The sequence below is a fragment of the Leptospira langatensis genome (genome assembly GCF_004770615.1).
Taxonomy (GTDB): Bacteria; Spirochaetota; Leptospiria; order Leptospirales; family Leptospiraceae; genus Leptospira_B; species Leptospira_B langatensis.
Genome location: NZ_RQER01000007.1, coordinates 140,064 through 158,247 on the forward strand (window position 1 = coordinate 140,064; position 18,184 = coordinate 158,247).

At 46.3% G+C, this 18,184-nt stretch carries 18 protein-coding genes; 5 read left to right on the plus strand and 13 right to left on the minus strand.

All coding sequences use genetic code 11. The annotated features are described in order from the left end of the window. From EHO57_RS12390 to lepB, 11 genes are all read right to left on the minus strand, one after another. Complete coding sequence (locus tag EHO57_RS12390; protein ID WP_135643562.1) at positions 1-2,724, minus strand: midas domain-containing protein; 2,724 nt, start codon at positions 2,722-2,724, stop codon at positions 1-3. A gap of 193 nt (positions 2,725-2,917) precedes the next feature. Further along, positions 2,918-3,301, minus strand: a complete 384-nt coding sequence (gene atpC / locus EHO57_RS12395; protein ID WP_135586788.1) for an ATP synthase F1 subunit epsilon — start codon at positions 3,299-3,301, stop codon at positions 2,918-2,920. Positions 3,302-3,304: 3 nt separating this feature from the next. Then, a complete protein-coding gene (atpD, locus tag EHO57_RS12400; protein WP_135643564.1) occupies positions 3,305-4,708 on the minus strand; it encodes a F0F1 ATP synthase subunit beta in 1,404 nt (467 codons plus the stop codon). Between the two features lie 22 nt (positions 4,709-4,730). After that, positions 4,731-5,594 carry an ATP synthase F1 subunit gamma gene (atpG, locus tag EHO57_RS12405; protein WP_135643566.1) on the minus strand — a complete coding sequence of 288 codons (864 nt, stop codon included), beginning with the start codon at positions 5,592-5,594 and terminating at the stop codon, positions 4,731-4,733. Positions 5,595-5,606: 12 nt separating this feature from the next. After that, positions 5,607-7,121, minus strand: a complete 1,515-nt coding sequence (atpA, locus tag EHO57_RS12410) for a F0F1 ATP synthase subunit alpha (RefSeq protein ID WP_135643568.1) — start codon at positions 7,119-7,121, stop codon at positions 5,607-5,609. After that, on the minus strand, positions 7,111-7,671 hold the full coding sequence (atpH, locus tag EHO57_RS12415) for an ATP synthase F1 subunit delta (RefSeq protein WP_135643570.1): 561 nt from the start codon (positions 7,669-7,671) through the stop codon (positions 7,111-7,113). The genes atpA and atpH overlap by 11 nt, the downstream gene beginning before the upstream one ends. 1 nt (position 7,672) lies before the next feature. Next, a complete protein-coding gene (locus EHO57_RS12420) occupies positions 7,673-8,200 on the minus strand; it encodes a F0F1 ATP synthase subunit B (RefSeq protein ID WP_135643573.1) in 528 nt (175 codons plus the stop codon). Between the two features lie 2 nt (positions 8,201-8,202). Then, positions 8,203-8,493, minus strand: coding sequence for an ATP synthase F0 subunit C (atpE, locus tag EHO57_RS12425; protein ID WP_135586802.1), 291 nt, complete (start codon positions 8,491-8,493; stop codon positions 8,203-8,205). A 44-nt stretch (positions 8,494-8,537) separates the two neighbouring features. Next, positions 8,538-9,587 (minus strand): F0F1 ATP synthase subunit A, encoded by a 1,050-nt coding sequence (gene atpB, locus EHO57_RS12430; RefSeq protein ID WP_135643575.1) that lies wholly within the window; start codon positions 9,585-9,587, stop codon positions 8,538-8,540. 480 nt (positions 9,588-10,067) lie between these two features. Next, positions 10,068-10,301, minus strand: coding sequence for an AtpZ/AtpI family protein (locus EHO57_RS12440; protein ID WP_135643579.1), 234 nt, complete (start codon positions 10,299-10,301; stop codon positions 10,068-10,070). Position 10,302: 1 nt separating this feature from the next. Further along, a complete protein-coding gene (gene lepB, locus EHO57_RS12445) occupies positions 10,303-11,337 on the minus strand; it encodes a signal peptidase I (protein ID WP_135643581.1) in 1,035 nt (344 codons plus the stop codon). 137 nt (positions 11,338-11,474) lie between these two features. On the opposite strand from lepB, the gene EHO57_RS12450 reads away from it, so the two are divergent. From EHO57_RS12450 to EHO57_RS12465, 4 genes are read left to right on the plus strand one after another with little or no spacing between them, the layout of a single operon-like run. Then, positions 11,475-12,278 carry an aldolase/citrate lyase family protein gene (locus EHO57_RS12450; RefSeq protein ID WP_135643583.1) on the plus strand — a complete coding sequence of 268 codons (804 nt, stop codon included), beginning with the start codon at positions 11,475-11,477 and terminating at the stop codon, positions 12,276-12,278. 3 nt (positions 12,279-12,281) lie between these two features. Continuing rightward, positions 12,282-12,833 (plus strand): TetR/AcrR family transcriptional regulator, encoded by a 552-nt coding sequence (locus EHO57_RS12455; RefSeq protein WP_135643585.1) that lies wholly within the window; start codon positions 12,282-12,284, stop codon positions 12,831-12,833. 13 nt (positions 12,834-12,846) lie between these two features. After that, positions 12,847-13,848, plus strand: a complete 1,002-nt coding sequence (gene corA, locus EHO57_RS12460; protein ID WP_135643587.1) for a magnesium/cobalt transporter CorA — start codon at positions 12,847-12,849, stop codon at positions 13,846-13,848. Positions 13,849-13,858: 10 nt separating this feature from the next. Further along, on the plus strand, positions 13,859-14,557 hold the full coding sequence (locus EHO57_RS12465; protein WP_135643589.1) for an SDR family NAD(P)-dependent oxidoreductase: 699 nt from the start codon (positions 13,859-13,861) through the stop codon (positions 14,555-14,557). 143 nt (positions 14,558-14,700) lie between these two features. Here the strand turns inward: EHO57_RS12465 and EHO57_RS12470 are convergent, their stop codons facing one another. Continuing rightward, on the minus strand, positions 14,701-15,444 hold the full coding sequence (locus EHO57_RS12470; RefSeq protein WP_135643592.1) for a LytR/AlgR family response regulator transcription factor: 744 nt from the start codon (positions 15,442-15,444) through the stop codon (positions 14,701-14,703). After that, a complete protein-coding gene (locus EHO57_RS12475; RefSeq protein ID WP_135643739.1) occupies positions 15,441-16,406 on the minus strand; it encodes a sensor histidine kinase in 966 nt (321 codons plus the stop codon). Before EHO57_RS12475 ends, EHO57_RS12470 begins: the two co-directional genes overlap by 4 nt. A gap of 376 nt (positions 16,407-16,782) precedes the next feature. Here EHO57_RS12475 and EHO57_RS12480 point away from each other — a divergent pair, with 376 nt between their 5' ends. Then, on the plus strand, positions 16,783-18,183 hold the full coding sequence (locus EHO57_RS12480) for a hypothetical protein (protein ID WP_210410015.1): 1,401 nt from the start codon (positions 16,783-16,785) through the stop codon (positions 18,181-18,183). The last annotated feature ends 1 nt before the right edge of the window (position 18,184 follow it).

Here is an 18,184-nt window from a genome sequence, read left to right on the forward strand (position 1 = left end):
TCAAACGCCGATTTGTTTCATTAATTTCTTATAAAGTTCGAAATAATCGGAACGAGAGAAGTCTCGGATCATATCGTCAGGAAGATTTCCTAAGAGCTCATCCAGATAAAGTAGAATTCTCTTCATCTCATCCTGAGTAGGAGCGCCCTCTTCCCCTTCGACGGTTTGGGTGAATCCACCTTGGCGGATCTCTTCCAAAGGAGAAAGTTCTTCGTCATCCGCATACTCGTCTAGGATAAAGTTAAGCTCTTCCTCTTGCGGGATCCTTTCTATCGTAGGAATGATCTCTCCGCCGTTATCTCCGGCAAAACTCATATCTGCGATCGGAAGATCTCCATCAAGCGAGCCTAACGCATCCAGATCCGATCCCTCAGGTGAAGAGGACAACAGAGCATCCAGCTCCCCTTCTTCCATTTCCGGAGTCGCATCGTCTGCGAGAAGATTGCCTAATTCGTCGTTAGAAAGAGTGATCGGTTCGTCCGCTTCTTCTCCCAAATCCCAATCGGAAGGAGCGGCAGGTTCGGAAGTGCTCAGATCGTTCAGATCTGCGACAGGACCATCCCAATCTATATCATAATCTCCCGCTACTTGTTCCGCTGCACTTGCAGTCTCTTCTAATTCACTGATAGGAAGAGAGATTGGTTCGTCGGAGTCGTCCTCTAGATCGAGCGAAGTATCTCCTTCGATCTCTTCGGCTTCGTCGGATAATAAATTGCCTAATTCGTCTTCGGAAAGCGCGATCGGTTCGTCCGCTTCCGAATCCAGACTAAAGTCCCCAAATTCGACGGCACTTTCCCTAGATGCATCTTCTTCCGGCTCGAAATTCATTCCGTCGAAAGAAGATTCTTCTTCTCCAGAAGAAAGCAGATCCCCCAATTCGTCGTTGGATAGAGCGATCGGTTCTTGCTCCTCTTCTTCGTCCAGAACGGAATCGAATGTAGGAACTCCTTCTTCTTCCTCGGAAGAAAGTAAATTGCCTAGCTCGTCGTCGGAAAGTGCGATCGGTTCGTTCTCTTCCGAATCCCCTTCTCCCAAGAAGTCGGAGTCTAAGGTCTCTATCTCGGAAGAAGCGTCCATAGGAGCTTCTTCTTCAGTGCCGGAAGAGAGCAAATTGCCGAGCTCGTCGTCGGAGAGTGCAATCGCCTCGTCAGCTTCTTCAGATAAGAAATCGTCATCGTCGGATCTTAATTCAGGAAGCTCAGTGATCTCTTCTTCATTAGAAGTTCCTAATAGATCCTCGTCACTGGCAGACGTGAAATCTCCGAGAGATTCAAGGGCGACATCTTCTTTTCCGAGGCTCGGTTCCTCGAAGTCTCCCAGATCCAATCCGCCGTCCAAAGGATTTGCGGATTCGGAGATCCCCATGTCTTCGAAATCGGAAATCGGAAGAGAAATGGACTCTTCCTCGTCGGCTATAAATTCGTCCGTATCGGCTTCTTCGGAATCGGGATCAAAATCGAAATCGGCGAGATCCAATTCGCCATCGTCGTCCGATTTTCCAAAATCGATCTCCGTAGCCTCTTCGAAAGGAGAATCGCTGACGCTTAGATCGTCCAGGTTAACGGAAGATGCTTCTTCTTCCGGACTAGAAGAAAGTAAATTGCCAAGTTCATCGTCGGAGAGTGCGATCGGTTCGTTCTCTTCTTCCAGATCGGAGAAAGTAGAAGGAGGAGTTTCCTCTCCGCTCACGCTGCCCAGATCCAGATCTCCAAAGTCTCCCATTTCAGTGAAAGAGTCTTTTGCTTCGGAAGCGTCTCCTTCTAAGAGATGATCCAATTCGTCTGTAGAAAGTGCGATGTCCTTCTCTTCTTCCTCGAAGTCCAGATCTCCTGTTACTTCTGAAGAAGGAGTAGCGAAATCGGTATCTTCTAATTCTCCCAAACCATCTTCGGAGATAGAAGGAGAGAAATCCTCTGCCATGATATCGTCTAACTCGTGTTCGGAGAGAGAGATCGGCCCCTCATCGTCGGAGATGATATCGTCTTCGTGAGTGGTGCGAGCAGAAGGTTCGTCCGTCGTGGATGTCTCTTCCTCATCCATGCTGAAATCGGCCAGGTCGGCAGCTATATCAATATTATGTAATTCGTCGTCGGAAAGGGAGATCGGAGATTCGTCCATTTCCATGTCTGCGAGTCCGACTACTTCGTCGTGCTCTTCTTCCCCGCCCCATTCGAAAGGTTTATCTTCGGAATGGAATGCAGAAGAAGGAACCTCTCCCGGTTGAGAGAAATCTCCCAGATCCAAAGCGCCTAGATCGCCGAATGCATCCTCGTGTTCGTCCAGGTCCTGAGATGCAGGAGCCTCTCCCTTCCAAGAAGGAGCTCCGGAGGAAGAAGGCGAACTTGGTGCGGTAATATCGTCGTCAATATCGAGTAATCTATCGATCTCTGCGTCGATCAAAGGATCTGTGAGATCGAAATCGAAATCTTCGTCCAGATGAACGGATTCGTCTAGTTGGCTTAGGTCGGAACCAAAGTCAGTTTCTTCCGGTTCAAAATTCGGAACATCTTCCGGATACGCATCTCCGGAAGAAGCGAGTAATTCCTCGAAACCGGCAGTATCCACCGAATCCTCGGGAAGTGATTCGAAATTAAAATCAGAGTCTCCACCCTCGGGGGACAAAAGGGAATCTATTTCATCCAAGCTCATTTCGCTCGGATCAAAATCGTCCCCACTTCCTGCAGGAAACCCTTCTCCTTCCTCTATCGTAAAATCGTCCGCCATGCTTCCTACAATGTACTAAAAATCCGTTCTTCCTCTATACCGAAGGATCTCCGATATAAGTGGGAAATACAATCCGAAAAATTCCGGGAAGAGAAACCTCTTCTATGGGAATTCTCCGGTAGGAACTCCTTCTAAGGCAAAGCCAAAAGAAGAGTTCCTCTTAGTAATTTTCGGATTTTAGTCCCCCGAAATATTAGCGGGAAGCCGCTAAAATTCGGGTTTTTGCTTTTTGAACGAGAGTATTTTTCTCAGTGGAAGGAGGAAGAGCTTCGGCCTCTTCTAACGCTTTTTGGGCGTCTGCCAGATCGATATCTTCTTTCAGGCTGCCGTGGTCGGTCAGGATCGTAACCTTATTGTCTCGGACCTCGAAAAATCCGCCTTCAATGGCTGCGATCTTGGTCTTATTCCCTTGTCGGACTTCCAACACACCGATCCCCAGAAGAGATACCAAGGAAGTATGTCCCGGATACACCCCGAAGAAACCATCACTTCCTGGCACGACGAGGCTATCAGCATCGCCGTGGAAGAGCAATTTCTCCGGAGAGATTACGGAAACGTCCAGTTTAGGAGAAGCCATGGATTATGCCCTCAGGTTTTTGGACTTCTCGACCACGTCTTCTATGGTTCCCACCATGTAGAAGGCTTGCTCAGGAAGATGGTCGCAATTTCCGGAAATCACTTCTTTGAAAGAGCGAACTGTATCCGCAAGTTTCACGTATTTACCAGGGGTTCCGGTGAATACTTCCGCAACGTGGAAAGGTTGAGAAAGGAATTTCTCGATCTTTCTGGCACGAGCCACGAGAACCTTATCATCCTCGGAAAGTTCGTCCATTCCCAAGATCGCGATAATATCTTGTAGGTCTTTATAGCGTTGCAGGATCCTTTGCACTTCTCGAGCGACAGAGTAATGCTCTTGTCCGAGGACCTCTGCGTTCATTACGCGAGAAGTAGAATCAAGCGGGTCCACCGCAGGATAGATCCCTTTATCGGAGATCGCACGAGAAAGAACCGTAGTCGCATCCAAGTGAGCGAACGCGTTCGCTGGAGCCGGGTCAGTCAAGTCGTCCGCAGGAACGTAGATGGCCTGGACCGAAGTAATGGATCCTTTACGAGTAGAAGTAATACGCTCTTGGAGAGCACCCATCTCTGTAGAAAGAGTCGGTTGGTATCCCACCGCAGAAGGCATACGTCCGAGAAGCGCAGATACTTCGGATCCCGCTTGGGAGAAACGGAAGATATTATCCACGAAGAGGAGTACGTCTGTTCCGATGGAATCACGGAAATGTTCCGCCATTGTTAGAGCAGAAAGAGCCACACGAAGACGAGCACCAGGAGGCTCGTTCATCTGACCATAGCAAAGTACGGTCTTGTTGATAACTCCGGATTCTTTCATCTCTCTCCAAAGGTCGTTTCCTTCGCGAGTTCTTTCTCCAACACCTGCGAATACCGAGAATCCACCGTGTTGTTTCGCGATGTTATTGATCAATTCTTGGATAAGAACCGTCTTACCTACTCCGGCTCCTCCGAAGAGTCCGGTCTTTCCACCTTTGATATATGGAGCGAGAAGGTCGATTACCTTGATCCCTGTTTCGAAGACTTCTGTCTTAGGAGAAAGATCCTCGTAACTTGGAGCCGCTCTGTGGATAGGCTTGCGCTCTTTCACTTGGATAGGAGCGCCCTCGTCGACTGGATCGCCAAGAACGTTGAAGATCCTGCCGAGAGTTACATCCCCAACAGGGACAGAGATAGGAGATCCTGTGTCGGAAACTTCCTGGCCTCTTACGAGTCCGTCAGTGGAAGAAAGTGCGATCGCTCTCACTGCGCTTCCGCCGATATGCTGTTGCACTTCTGCGACGATTTTTTCCTTTTTGCCTTCTACAATCGCTTCGATCTCGAGAGCGTTGAAAATTTCAGGAAGATGTCCGGATTCGAATTCGATATCCAAAACCGAACCGATGATTTGCTTTACTTTACCTTTGCTCATCCAAGTAACTCCAATACCAGAACTAGTTTAGCGAGTCCGCACCCGCTACGATCTCCGAGATCTCCTGAGTGATCTTTGCCTGACGGATACGGTTGTAACCACGAGTCAGTAGCTTGATCATTTCGGAGGCCGCGTCCGTTGCGGATTTCATGGCCACGCGCTTTGCGATCTGCTCGGAGCAATTCGCTTCCAGGATCGCCTTTAAAAATGCAGTCTTAACGACTAAGGGAAGAAGAGATTCTAAGATACTCTCCGGATTCGGCTCATACAATACGTTAGATCCGACGCTGGACTGTCCTTGTTGCGCCTCGAAAGGAAGCACCTTGGTCACTCCTGCCTCTTGGTTCGAAGAAGAATAATAGATGGTAGAAACGATCTCTACTGCATCCACTTCTTCTTTTGCGAACATGGATAAGAAGAAGTCCGCAAATTCCTCGGCCTCTTTGTATCCGGACTTATCGTCTATATGAGTGTAGGATTTCTCGATCTTCTCTTTTGCGAATTGGAAATAGGAGATTCCTTTTTTTCCTACCACGAAGAGTCGAACGTTTACGCCTTTATCTTTCCATTCTTGGATGCGATTTCGAGCGGCACGGATGGTCTTGGAGTTATATCCTCCGCAAAGACCTCTGTTCGCTGTGATCACAAGCAAGGCAACCGAACGAATCGCATTCGGTTTTCGTAAATAAGGACTCTTCACGACGGCAGCCAGAGAGGCTAAAGCTCCCACCAATTCCTTGATCTTATTCGAGAAAGGATGGGACGCGTTTACCCTATCACTCAGTTTCTTGGATTTGGCCGTAGCGACCATTTCCATTGTGCGAGTGATCTTCCGCGTGTTTTTAACGGAGCTGATCCGTTTCTTTATTTCCCGGGGTGTAGCCAAGATCTTTCCCTTTTACTTCAGGTTCTTAACGAAATCGGCAGCGATTGCGCCAACGACTTCGCCGAGTTTTCCCTCGTCGGAGATTTTCTTTTCCGTACGGATCGCATTCAGAACATCCGAATGTTGCGCTCTAAGAGTGTTCAACAAATGGGTTCCGAACTCGCGCACCTTGGATACAGGGACCTTGTCCATATGACCACGGGTTACTGCGAAGATCTCAACCACCTGCTCCTCGACCGGATACGGGCTGGAAACAGGCTGCTTCAACATCTCAACGATGCGATATCCTCTGTCCAACTGAGCCTGAGTAACTGGATCCAGATCCGTTCCGAGCTGAGCAAACGCTTCCAACTCACGGAACTGTGCTAATTCCAGTTTCATTTTTCCGGCAACCTGTTTCATCGCCTTGATCTGAGCGGCAGAACCGACTCGAGATACGGAGATACCCACATCCACTGCAGGACGAACCCCGGATGCGAACAGGTTGGATTGAAGATAGATCTGACCGTCAGTGATGGAAATCACGTTAGTCGGAATATATGCGGAAACCTCACCTTCTTGGGTCTCGATGATCGGAAGTGCGGTGAGTGATCCTGCACCGTATTTCTCGTCGAGTTTAGCTGCACGCTCTAACAAGCGAGAGTGAAGGTAGAAAACGTCTCCAGGATACGCTTCGCGGCCCGGAGGTCTACGAAGAAGGAGACACATTTGGCGATACGCAACCGCTTGCTTAGATAAATCATCATAAACAACCAGAGTCGCTTTCTTCTCATTATACATGAAGTATTCCGCGAAGGAGCAACCTGAGTAAGGAGCGATGTATTGCAGAGGAGCAGGATCCGCAGCAGTAGCGGAAACCACGATCGTATAATCGAGAGCGCCGACTGCTTTTAGTTTTTCCACGATGGTAGCAACGGTAGACGCTTTCTGTCCAATCGCTACGTAAACGCAGATCACTCCGGAACCTTTTTGGTTGATGATCGTATCCAGAGCGATGGAAGTCTTTCCGGTTCCACGGTCTCCGATGATCAACTCCCTTTGTCCGCGTCCGATCGGGATCATTGCGTCGATACTTTTGATCCCTGTTTGCAGAGGCTCTTCTACAGGTTGTCTTTTAGAGATACCAGGAGCAGGGCTTTCTACCGCACGAGAGTGCTTGGTATTGATCGGTCCTTTTCCGTCCAGAGGCTCACCCAGAGGGTTTACTACTCGTCCGAGCATTTCCGGTCCAACCGGAACCTCGAGGATCTTATTGGTTCTCTTAACTGAGAAACCTTCTTTAATATTTTTATAATCCCCGTAAATAATAACACCCACGGAGTTGTCTTCGAGGTTGAATGCTTGTCCTCGAACTCCGTTTTGGAATTCGACAAGTTCTCCGGCCATAACGTTTCTAAGACCGAATACTCTCGCGATACCGTCCCCTACTTCTAGAACGGTCCCAACTTCCTCAACACCCAGGTCTTTTTTATAATTTAAAATTTCCTGTTTGAGGACCGACGTAATTTCGTCCGTTTTAATTTTCATAAACAACTCCGACCGGTAGTTTGCTTTCCAGCAAGGTCTGCCTTACTTTCTTAAGCTGGTTCTTCATTGAACCGTCGATTGACAAGTCTTGGAAGCGGACCACGAACCCACCGATAAGGCTTGGGTCTTCGCTTGATTCCAAGATAAACTCTGATTTGAATCTTTCTTTTAGTTCGTTGCGCAGTTTGGAGAGCGTGCCTTCGTCTAACGCAGGATAGCTTCTCACTTTTGCACGAATTCTTCCCGCTTTGCGATCCAGTTCTTCTTTCAAAGCATCATGGATCTCGGAGAGGAAAGAGAATCTTCCCCTACGGAGAAGTACCAGCAAAAAGTTCAGAGTGGTCTCCGAAATTTTGCCTTGGAAGGTTTTGAGTAAAACAGCTTCCTTATCTTCTCTCTTCACGGAAGGAGTATCGAAGAAATTACGAAACTGGGATTCTACTCGAAAGATATTTACGATAGAATCCAGTTCCTGTTCCGATTCCTCCGGAGAAGAACTTGCTTCGGCTAATGCCGCAGCGTATGTTTTAGGGATCGCAGAATAGCTCATTTTATGCGCTCAGTTTCCTGATCTTGCCTAGCTCGCTTTCGATAAATGATTTGTAATCGTCCGCTTTTAACTGTTTCTCCAGAACCAATCCGGCGACCTGAATGGTCATGTCCACGATCTGTCCTTGGAGTTCAGCCAACGCTTTGGATTTTGCGAGTTCTATATCTTTCAAAGCTCCGTCTTTTAGGGACTTCACTTCTTTAGCAGCATCATCCAACAGTTTGTTTCTGAGATTAGTAGCGTCCGATTTTGCTTCTGCTACGATTCCACTCGCTTGATCCCTTGCTGCTGCGATTTTTGTTTCATAATCTTTGAGCAGGGCTTCCGCTTCGGAACGTACGTCAGCAGCTTTTCGAATATCGTTTTGGATCGTCTCAGCTCTTTCATCCAGAGCTTTGAGAATTACATCCCAAGCGAAAACTTTAAGGATAACTACGACGATTAGAAAAGTAATCAGGGTCCATATTAATAGACCCGGATTCACATCTAATAATCCGCCTAGCCCCTTCCCAGCTGCTAAGAGAAACAAGATTATTTACCTTCTGCGGGAGCGGAAACTGCTGCAGGGTTTGCAGCTTTAGCTTTTACTGCTTCGTTCAAAGTTCCGCCAGCAAGGAACGCAATTACGATTGCGAACAGAGCGGCACCTTCGATAAGTGCTGCAGAAATGATCATCGCAGTTTGAATTTTTCCAGCTGCGTCAGGTTGACGGCTGATTCCTTCAGCTGCAGAACCACCGATTCTTCCGATTCCTAAACCTGCGCCTAAAATAGCGAGGCCAGCTGCGATTCCCACTCCGATGTATCCAAGTCCGAATTCCATTTTACTATTTTCTCCTATTTGAAATCAAAACGCTTATAATAAAATTAGTGCCTGTGCATGCTCGATCCGATAAAGAGCGAGGTTAATAACGCGAATACGTAAGCTTGGAGGAATGCAACAAACAACTCCAAGAAGTAGATCGCAGTAGCTCCCGGAACGGAAGCGAAGGCTCCTACCGCGTAGGATTGGAATTGGAAAACAAATCCAAGTAGAGCCAGAATGATCACGTGCCCTGCAGTCATATTCGCCAAGAGACGCACTGTAAGTGCGAATGCTTTCGCAAGAGGGGAAATGATGAATTCCAAAGGCCACATGAGTATATATAAAGGCCAAGGAACCCCATTCGGCACGGAATGAAGAATGAATTTAGGTCCTTGGTATACAAAGCCTGTTCCGTAGATCAAAAGCAATGTGATCAGAGCCAAGCTGACAGTAACCGAGATATCTCCAGTGACAGTGATCCCGTTCCAAACCTTCGCGATCCAGATCGACTCATGATGACCGGAAGCTAATGCCGCAGCAGCCTCTGCCTCTTCTCCGCTATTGATATAATCCACTCCGAGTTGGATCACTTCTCCCACAGGAGGAAACAGACCCATCAGGTTGGAGAATAGAATGAAGAAGAATAATGTGAAGATATAATGATAATAAGAATGCCCATGACCATCCATGTTCGCATCGACTACGTCTTTCTTGAGGAAGCTTACAAATGCTTCGACAGCATTTGCAAATTTGCTTTGGATCTTGAGAGGATTTCGAGCAATGAGTCGAGCTGCAGGAATGAAAACAAGGAAGAGCAACAAGGAAACGATCCACATCATGGTCACTCGACGAGTGATATGAAGATCAAGACCACCTACAAAATGGAATCTATGACCGGTCTGATGATCCAAAAAGATATTCTCATTGTGTGAATCGAAACCTTCGTGTCCTTCATACACTCTGGTTCCCCCGATATTAAAAGGAAACTCCACATGGTCCATCAAGTGATGCACCAACACTTCGTTCAGATCGAAGGACTTGTCTCCACTCTCGGATGCGAACAATGGTAATGAGAAAACGATCAATATTGCGGCGAAGATTTGTTTCAACATACTTATAAAAGATCCCTATACATCAGGGAGGAAAGATATTTCGGGAGAGCACCTTCCCAGGAGTCTTGTTCCTACAAGATTTCAAGTAAAACGCCTGTATCTATGCGTTTATACCCTTCACCTTGCGAATACCAATATTAAAATGTTCGCGAAATGAGCAATAAAAAAACCGAGAATAAAACCTTCACGTTCGCCCATCCATATAAACAATAACAAACCGGCTGTTTGTGTTAATAAAGATAGAACAGTCGTTCCAAGTTGGGCAGAAAAGTCTTCTTTTGGGAGTTTAGAAAGTATATAAAATCGGAGTGAATAAAAACCAAAAGAAAGTAGAAGAGAGAGAAACATCCCCTTCCAAAATCCGGAAATTGGCTCCGGTAGCGATCCATAACAGATCCAGCATACCAGAAGAAGGAAAAAGGCCCCGATATAATATTTTTTCGGCTTAAGAAGGCCCTCTCCTTCCTCCCCCATTGGAGATTACTTATCTCCCTTCTCGAATTGTCCCACTCTGTACAAGATGTAATAGATCCCGTAACTGAATCCGAAGACTAAACCACCTAGGATCCCGAAAGGAGACCAACTAAATTTGGAATCCAAGTATCTTCCTATAAAGAAGGAAGCGCCTATGATAAAGCAAAACTCCATTCCGAGACTAGCAAGTCCCCAAGGAGATTGATTTTTATCAGAAGAAGGCTTAGGAGAGTCTTCCATTTTATTCTAAGATGGTCCCGATCCTGGACCAACGTATTTCCATACGAGGAATTCTATACAAGATGGTGCTCTTTAGCCAGCCCATTTGGTCCCTGTCCAGATAACTAGAATGCATTTTGGGCATTGAATTGTAATACCCTGTGTCCTTGCACTTGGATTCCAATTCTTCTCCTTCGTATCTAGGCGCATCGCTTTGCCCTAGGTCCGCCAGGTCCTTTCCACTCTTGTATTGGCAGACATGATCCTTCCAATTGATGGAGAAATAGATCATGAGTGCCTTTCCGAGCACATCTTCTCTTGGCACGAATCCCCAGTCCCTGGAATCGAAGGAGTTCGGACGATTGTCTCCTTGCATCATGTAATAATTCTCGGGGATCAAACAACCGGTAGGCTTATAGCAATCCGTTCCCTTTTCGATATGTGGGCCTTCGATCACATAATGTTGAAAGCCTGGCTTCTGCTCTTGGAATACATAATTCTCTACCGCACCCGGATCATCTAGATCGTAGAGTAGGCTCCCCGGATCCGTCTCGTGGAATTCGTACGGTTTGAATTCCTGGCTCCCCTTCTCCATGTATTCTATGGCTCCGTAATAGATCTGCTTTCCATCTCGAAGAATAGGTTTCGGAGTAATTCGGATCCTATCTCCAGGAATCCCGATCACTCTCTTTACGAAGCGTTTCGGGAACCAACCTTCTCTGGATTCACCTGGTTCGCGTAACGCACCCTCGGGTGGAACAAAGGTCACGATGTCTCCTCTCTTGGGATCGTCGTAACGGATCAGTTCCTTCTCCGTGAAAGGCAAGCGAAGGGAATATCTCATCTTATTCACAAATAGAAAATCCCCGATCTTCAAGGTGGGGATCATAGAACCGGAAGGAATATTATTCGCGTCCAAGACGGAGGATTTAAAAGCCAACACTAATAAAACGATGAAAAGAAATGAGAATGTGGAATCTACAGATTCTTCCCCGATGATTGCTTGGACCCAGGATGGGAGTTGTTTGACGAAGGTACTGCCCTTAGGCTTATTCATAGGTCTATTGGTACGGAAAGTGGATTTCCCGTCAATAACACGCTGGTCTTGCCTGAGGATCCTTCTCTCCGCTTTCGCAATTTCAGTAAAAAACCAAAAATCCTTACTCTTTTTGGGAAAAAGACGATACTAGGATTGTGAAAGAGCAGATAGACCGCAAAATCATCGAACTCAGACGCTACCTCATCTCCTTGATGCGTAGCTATCCGATCGTCGGCCTGAAAGGCGGAACGGAGACAGAAGACATGGACGCAGACGAGATCCGTGTCTTGCATATGATTGCCAAGGACTTGGTCCCGGTCACAGTTAAGATCGGGGGTCCGGAGGCCAGGACCGATATCCGAATGCTCGTTAAGGAAGAAATCGAAGGGATTTCCGCTCCTATGATCGAGTCCTCTTACGCTCTTAAGAATTTTATCTCTACTCTCAAAAGTATGCTTACTCCTGTCACTTTTGCAAAAGTGAATAAGGCGATCAATTTGGAGACGATCACCGGTTATAAGAACCTGCTGGAAATTGCCGATTCCAAGGCATTCGAGGACCTAGACCAAGTGACCGCCGCGAGATCGGATCTTTCCGCATCCATGGGCCTGATCCCGGACGACGAAGAAGTCATGAAGGTGACCCGCACGATTGTAGCCATCGCCAAGGATAGAGGAAAGAAGACCTCTGTCGGAGGAACGATCACAAAGCAAAATTTCAGGAAGATCGCCGAGGAAATCCGCCCCGACAAGATCAACTCTCGTCATGTTTGCGTAGACGCTCTTCAATCCGCCGATAAGGTTTCGGAAGAGGTGGCGGAGGCAATGCTACAATTCGAGATTGAATTGTACGATCTGTTCTCCGTTTTAAAACCGGAAAAGGCCTACGGATATAAGAATCGTATGGAAACAAACCGGGAAAGGATCGGATCCAGAAAGGTCCTCTACTCTATCCGGTAAAAAATGGCCAAAGATACCAGAGATCTTATTCTAAAGACTTCTTTAAAACTCTTCTCCGAGCAAGGGTATCACGGCTCCACTATGCGGCAGATCGCGCAGAGAGCCGGGCTGTCCCTCGGGCTCGCCTACCGCTATTTCGAATCCAAGGAATCCATTCTGGAAGGGATCATAGAATCCCACGATACGATACTGAAGAAGTATTTGCCGGAGAAACTGAATTCTTCCGAGAACAAAAGCGAGCTGATCCAATTTTTGGGCGGACAGATCGTTAAACTTGTAAAAGAAAACGAAGAGTATCTTCGTTTGTATTGGAGCCTGATGCTCCAACCCAAGATCCATAGATTAAAAAAAAGAAATATACATCTTGTGAATCTCATCTTCTATGAGAATTCTAAGAAGATCATCTTGGCATTGAAGCCTAATTATTCAGAATTCGAAGTAAAGAACCTTACTTCGGCCATCATCGGTTATATGGTCAATCATCTCACAAATAAAAGAGAATTTACTTTAGAAGACTTCCGAGCGTATATCATTTACGCATTGGAGAACACCTAAGGGCCTTGCAACGATGATCCGTGTTCTCTCCTTTCCCCTCAATCACGGAAAAATTTCGAATTCCAAAGCCGTCCCGAAAGAAGTAGACTTTTCCTTTCGCAATAACTTCTCCTTAAGTAAGACCCTAAAAAAGGAAAAAGTCTGGATCGACCTGGAAAATCCCAGCGAGGAAGATCTGCTTTTTCTCTCTAATAATTGCGGATTTCACGATTTAGCGATAGAGGATTGCACCAACCAAAACCAAAGACCTAAGTTCGAGGACTACGAGGATCATGCCTTTATGGTCTTACATAGTTTCAAATCGGAAGGAAAACAATCCTATGCCGCAAATGAAACCCATGTATTCTTTAACCAGAGGTTCATCGTTTCGGTTCACCAGCATAAAGAACCCTTAATCGATTTCCTTTGGCATAGATGCGCCTCCGAACCGAATATTTCCGCAAAGGGAACGGATCACGTTCTCTATCTTCTATTCGATCTTTTAGTCGATTCTAATTTCCCGATCCTAGATCAGATCTCGGACGATATCACTGATCTGGAAAACCAGATATTAATGAATGATGTTCGACCAGATTTCATTACAAATATATTATATATTAAGAGGAATCTGGTCCGAATGAGAAGGGTCCTTTCGCCTCAGAGAGAGGTTTTGAACCTGATCATGAGGCATGAGGACAAATTCCTCTCAGAGAAGATCCGTTTCTATTTTAGGGATGTTTACGATCATTTAAGTAGGCTTGTAGAAACCATAGATATGGACCGAGATCTGATTGGGAACTCTATGGATGCGTATTTTTCCCTTCTATCCCAAAGAACGAACGATATTATCAAGAGACTGACCTTGGTTTCCATGATCTTCATGCCCCTCACCTTTTTGACAGGGTTCTTCGGGATGAATTTTACGGATCTTCCGTATGCGAGTAGGACCATTTTGGCCGTGTCTCTTACTACAATCTTAATGATCCCTGGGGCAATGATCCTGTATTTTAAATACAAAAACTGGTTCAAAGATTAGTCCAATCTCCATGGACAAAAAAATTGCAATCGTCACAGGTGCCAGTAGAGGGATCGGACAAGAGGTCTCTAAGGAACTCGCCAAAGCGGGAGTTCATGTAGTCTGCGTTTCTCGCAAGAAAGAAGATTCTCAGAAGACCGTGGACTTCATTCAAAAGAGCGGAGGTTCTGCCGAAGCATTTGCTTTGGATGTTTCCGATCCTTCCGACATTCAGGATTTTCTTTCTACCATTCTCTCAAAATTCCCCAAGATTGATATTCTCGTGAATAATGCCGGGATCTACATGGACAAAGGCTCTATTGAAAATACAACTCTGGAAATGTTGCAGGGTACTTTGAACGTAAATCTGATCGGCCCTTTTCTTCTTTCCCAAAAGATCCTCGGAAAGATGAAACAAAACGGCTACGGAAGAATTGTGAATGTAAGCTCCGGAATGGGCCAGCTCTATGATATGGGGTCCGGCTATGCCGCCTATCGTATCTCCAAGACTGCGTTAAGCGCTCTAACTCGCATCCTTAATGCGGAAGCAGGCAGTCCAAACATCAAAATAAATTCTGTTTGTCCTGGATGGGTCCGAACCGATATGGGAGGTCCGGGAGCGAGTCGTTCCGTAGAAAAAGGTGCGGAGACAATCGTTTGGGCTGCACTTTTGAATGAAGACGGGCCCTCCGGAATTTTTCTTAGGGATAAGAAAGAGATCCCCTGGTAACAGTTCCCACACGAAAATCCGAAAGATTTTGAGTTAGACGAAAGGATGCATTTGTGATATAGCGACAGGCGATGCCCACGGGCCACTCCCCCCACCCAATGCAGGGTGGGGGCCGCATCGGAATTTCTAAAACAGTTCCTACATTAACCTTTTCCAAAAAGGCTTTTGACTCCATCCACAAATTCTCTTCCCACCGGAAGATTTGTCTCATCCTCATCTTTCAAGTAAACGGTATACGCTCCTCCTGCCTGGGACTTCGCAGCGGACACAATATGGCGATTGACCATATGCTTTCTATGGATCCGTAAAAAATCAGTCTTAGGCAGTTCTTTTTCCAAGTCACCCAGAAGTCTTGCCGTCTCAAAATCCCCGTCCTTGGTATGCAATACGGAACGCTTTCCATTCGCAGTCAGATAGTACAGATCCGAGAACAAGACTCTATGGATCAATCCGCCATCCCGAAACACGAATACCGGATCCGGTTCTCCTGCGCCTTTTGAACTAGAGATCGATTTCAATTGCAAATGACGTAATGCCCTTTCCATACAAGCAGCGAATCTATCTTTTGTATAAGGCTTTAAAAGATAGTCACATGCGCCCACTTCAAACGCCTTTAGAGTATGTTCCCTATATGCAGTCGTAAAAACGATAACTGGAGACTTGTCCCCCATTTCTTCTAAGACCTGCAATCCCGTCTTTTCGGGAAGATTGATATCCAAGAACAAAAGATCGAAATTCTCCTTATGCAAAAGATCTAGGGCCTGAGATCCGGTCCTTGCGATCCCTGCAACTTCGAACTGCTTCCAGTCCTCCAAGAATTTTCGGAGAAGATCCCTTGCAGGGACCTCATCTTCTATTACTAAAACCTTATATATTGATTCTTTCATCTTGTGGCAAATTCCAGTTTTAAAACGGTGATACCCAGTTTATTCTTCTCTAATTTCAAGTCTGTTTCCCCGAAATTATACTCCAGCCTGGACTTGATATTATCCAAGGTCCGAGTAAATTCGGATTTCTTTTTCTCGGGCAAGAACCCGTTTTCCGATTTTTCGTTACCATTATTCCGGATCTCGATCCGGATCCTTCCCTCATCCTCAGTTGCACTGATCTCTAGGATCCCGGACTCGGAACGATTCTCCAAACCGTGTTTAAAACTATTTTCCACTAATGGTTGTAAGGTGAGAGGAGGGATCCTAAGCCTCGAAAAGTCCCCCGACTTTTGGATCCGGATCGTGAGACTATCCGAGAATCGAATCCTTTGCAGTTCTAAGTAATTCACGGTAAAATTCCATTCCTCCGCGAAAGAAATGGTCTTCTCAAAGATGCGATCGGAAAGAAAACGATATGTTTCCGAGAGAAGGATAAGCGCATGATCAGCCTTCTGCGGATCCGTTACTAAAAGAGAATGGACCGTATTCAGCGTATTGAACAGATAATGTGGATCCATCCGATTCTGAAAGGTCCGATATTGGATCTCCTTCAACTCGCTTTCCGTCTTTCTTCTTCTTTCGATCAGGATCTGCATGGATTTTTCCAAAAAGGAAATGAAGAGAGCCAGGATCAAACTGCTGAGAAGGATATTATAGGAGCCGCCATGAGGCCTTTCGACCCCTTCCCCCACCAAAAGAAGTACATGAATGATCCCTCCCGCTGCAACGCCTAATACGGATGCTACGGCGGAAGCGAGTACGAGAAAGGCTCCCGTGAAGAAAGCACCAAACTTTCTACGATTCAAGAACTCGACTGCAAATTCCACAATGGAGCATACGGCGTGAGTGGTGACCTGAGTCGCCAAAAAGACCTTCCAAAAAGGAACTGTGGAATTATGTGCCACCAATAAGGAGTTCATCGTCCCGATAACCGTATTGATGGTGAACCAAAACAACATTTTAAAAGTGCGCATATAAGTCGATGCTCAAGATCCTAAAGAAGAAATTGCATTATTACAATCCATTTACCGAATTCCATTGGGTACTAGTTCCCGAACTACGTCGATCCGGTTTTTCCCGAGCCGTTCCAGCCAACGTATTGTTCGTTCCGCCTAGAATGAAAACTACGGAAATCGGATGGACTTGCTTATGAAAATGAAAGTCTAGTAGACAGCGGAGAAGAGATCGGATTAGCTAAACGAAATTTTTTCTTTCCTCCGTTAGGAGAAAGGGTCAGGGGGACTTTCCTTGAAAATCCGAACCTTACGTAAGCTGATCGCGACCGTTTGCTTTATTATGGGATCCGCTAATTTGTCTTCCGAAGAGATCGTAACGACAAAGAAGGACGAGCCCGACGGTTTTTATGGCTTAAGGATCGGGGGCATTCTCTCTCCTTCTTATAACCAAAGGCTCCAGGACGGAGCCTCCGGTCTTAGCAATCCATATCCAAATCATGAGCCGGGATTCTCCACTCCTTGGACCCTACTTACCGTAAGCAAAGAATGGAAGGAAACCGGAGTCACCGCAGAACTTTGGGGGGAACTCATCCGAGCTAGCCAATTTTCTTCGAGCACTCCAGTGGACGGTGGGACCAAATTGAATCCTTTTACTATGGGAATTCGTAGAGCGCTCATCAGAAAGACCTGGGAAACGAATTTAGGGGAATATTCTCTTACCTTTGGAATGCAGGAACTCCCGCACACATACACCCAATGGAAGAATTATTGGCGTTGGCGATATGTGGACAAAGGCCCCTTGGAGAGCTTGGGCTTTGCGCCTGCTCCCGCCGATACCGGGTTAGGCGGAAATGCCAGATGGGAGGCCTTCTCCGCACAAGTTGTCTTATCAAATGGAGAAGGGTACAGACAGATCCAAGGCACGGATTCCTACGGCTTCGACCTTTCTTCCAGAGTTTCTTATGAACCGAAATTAGGAGATGAGAACCGTTTCGGACTCCACTTCTTTTATCGCAGCGCTAACTTTTCGGGTTCCGCTTATAATGATTGTAGAGAAGGTACTTCATGCCTTCCTTCGGATAATAATCCTAAAACCAACCTGATCAAGGATGTTCGTTCCTTAGAAAGTGATTCCTATGCTTTCGAAACTAATTTTGATCGTAAAAAAATTCTGAACTTTGGACTAGGATATATGTTCAGAAAGCAGAAAGGTGGAGCGATTCGAGACATGTCCAGTCAATCGATCAATCCTGTTTCTCCAGGTCTGGATTCAACCGGGCATGCCGCATACGCGTGGCTTTCTCTCGGTTGGGAAAATTTTAGAGCAGTGGGAAGAATGGAAGGCGGAACTGGTCAGGATGGAGTGCTTGCCGCAAATCAAGCTCAGATCAACCAGATCTTTCCTGGAGCGCCCACCTCTGAATATTGGAATGTTAAAAGTTATACGATCGGCCCATTGGTAAATTCTTCCGGCTATTCCGTCCATACTTCCTTCAGAAGAGGATCCATCTTCTTCGAATGGACCGTTTTGGAAAATGTGCGTGTCTCCTTAGGTTATACCGAATTAAGGAACAGGGACGCGGACGGAGGAAGACAAAAATCCTATGTAGACCAATCTGGGTTTGAAAGAACGAAAGCTGAATATTTGCAACAATTCCAAGGCACTCAAGTGAACCAAGGCATCGTTGCTTACGGACGTTTATCGAAAGAGTTAACACTCTGGACAACAATAGAATTTTAAC

Excerpts from the sequence above, each read along its gene's own strand:
- EHO57_RS12390 (WP_135643562.1), bottom strand. The coding sequence starts at position 2,724 with ATGGCGGACGATTTTACGATAGAGGAAGGAGAAGGGTTTCCTGCAGGA.
- atpC (WP_135586788.1), bottom strand. The coding sequence starts at position 3,301 with ATGGCTTCTCCTAAACTGGACGTTTCCGTAATCTCTCCGGAGAAATTG.
- atpD (WP_135643564.1), bottom strand. The coding sequence starts at position 4,708 with ATGAGCAAAGGTAAAGTAAAGCAAATCATCGGTTCGGTTTTGGATATC.
- atpA (WP_135643568.1), bottom strand. The coding sequence starts at position 7,121 with ATGAAAATTAAAACGGACGAAATTACGTCGGTCCTCAAACAGGAAATT.
- atpH (WP_135643570.1), bottom strand. The coding sequence starts at position 7,671 with ATGAGCTATTCTGCGATCCCTAAAACATACGCTGCGGCATTAGCCGAA.
- atpE (WP_135586802.1), bottom strand. The coding sequence starts at position 8,493 with ATGGAATTCGGACTTGGATACATCGGAGTGGGAATCGCAGCTGGCCTC.
- atpB (WP_135643575.1), bottom strand. The coding sequence starts at position 9,587 with ATGTTGAAACAAATCTTCGCCGCAATATTGATCGTTTTCTCATTACCA.
- EHO57_RS12440 (WP_135643579.1), bottom strand. The coding sequence starts at position 10,301 with ATGGAAGACTCTCCTAAGCCTTCTTCTGATAAAAATCAATCTCCTTGG.
- lepB (WP_135643581.1), bottom strand. The coding sequence starts at position 11,337 with ATGAATAAGCCTAAGGGCAGTACCTTCGTCAAACAACTCCCATCCTGG.
- EHO57_RS12455 (WP_135643585.1), top strand. The coding sequence starts at position 12,282 with ATGGCCAAAGATACCAGAGATCTTATTCTAAAGACTTCTTTAAAACTC.
- corA (WP_135643587.1), top strand. The coding sequence starts at position 12,847 with ATGATCCGTGTTCTCTCCTTTCCCCTCAATCACGGAAAAATTTCGAAT.
- EHO57_RS12465 (WP_135643589.1), top strand. The coding sequence starts at position 13,859 with ATGGACAAAAAAATTGCAATCGTCACAGGTGCCAGTAGAGGGATCGGA.
- EHO57_RS12470 (WP_135643592.1), bottom strand. The coding sequence starts at position 15,444 with ATGAAAGAATCAATATATAAGGTTTTAGTAATAGAAGATGAGGTCCCT.
- EHO57_RS12475 (WP_135643739.1), bottom strand. The coding sequence starts at position 16,406 with ATGAACTCCTTATTGGTGGCACATAATTCCACAGTTCCTTTTTGGAAG.
- EHO57_RS12480 (WP_210410015.1), top strand. The coding sequence starts at position 16,783 with ATGGGATCCGCTAATTTGTCTTCCGAAGAGATCGTAACGACAAAGAAG.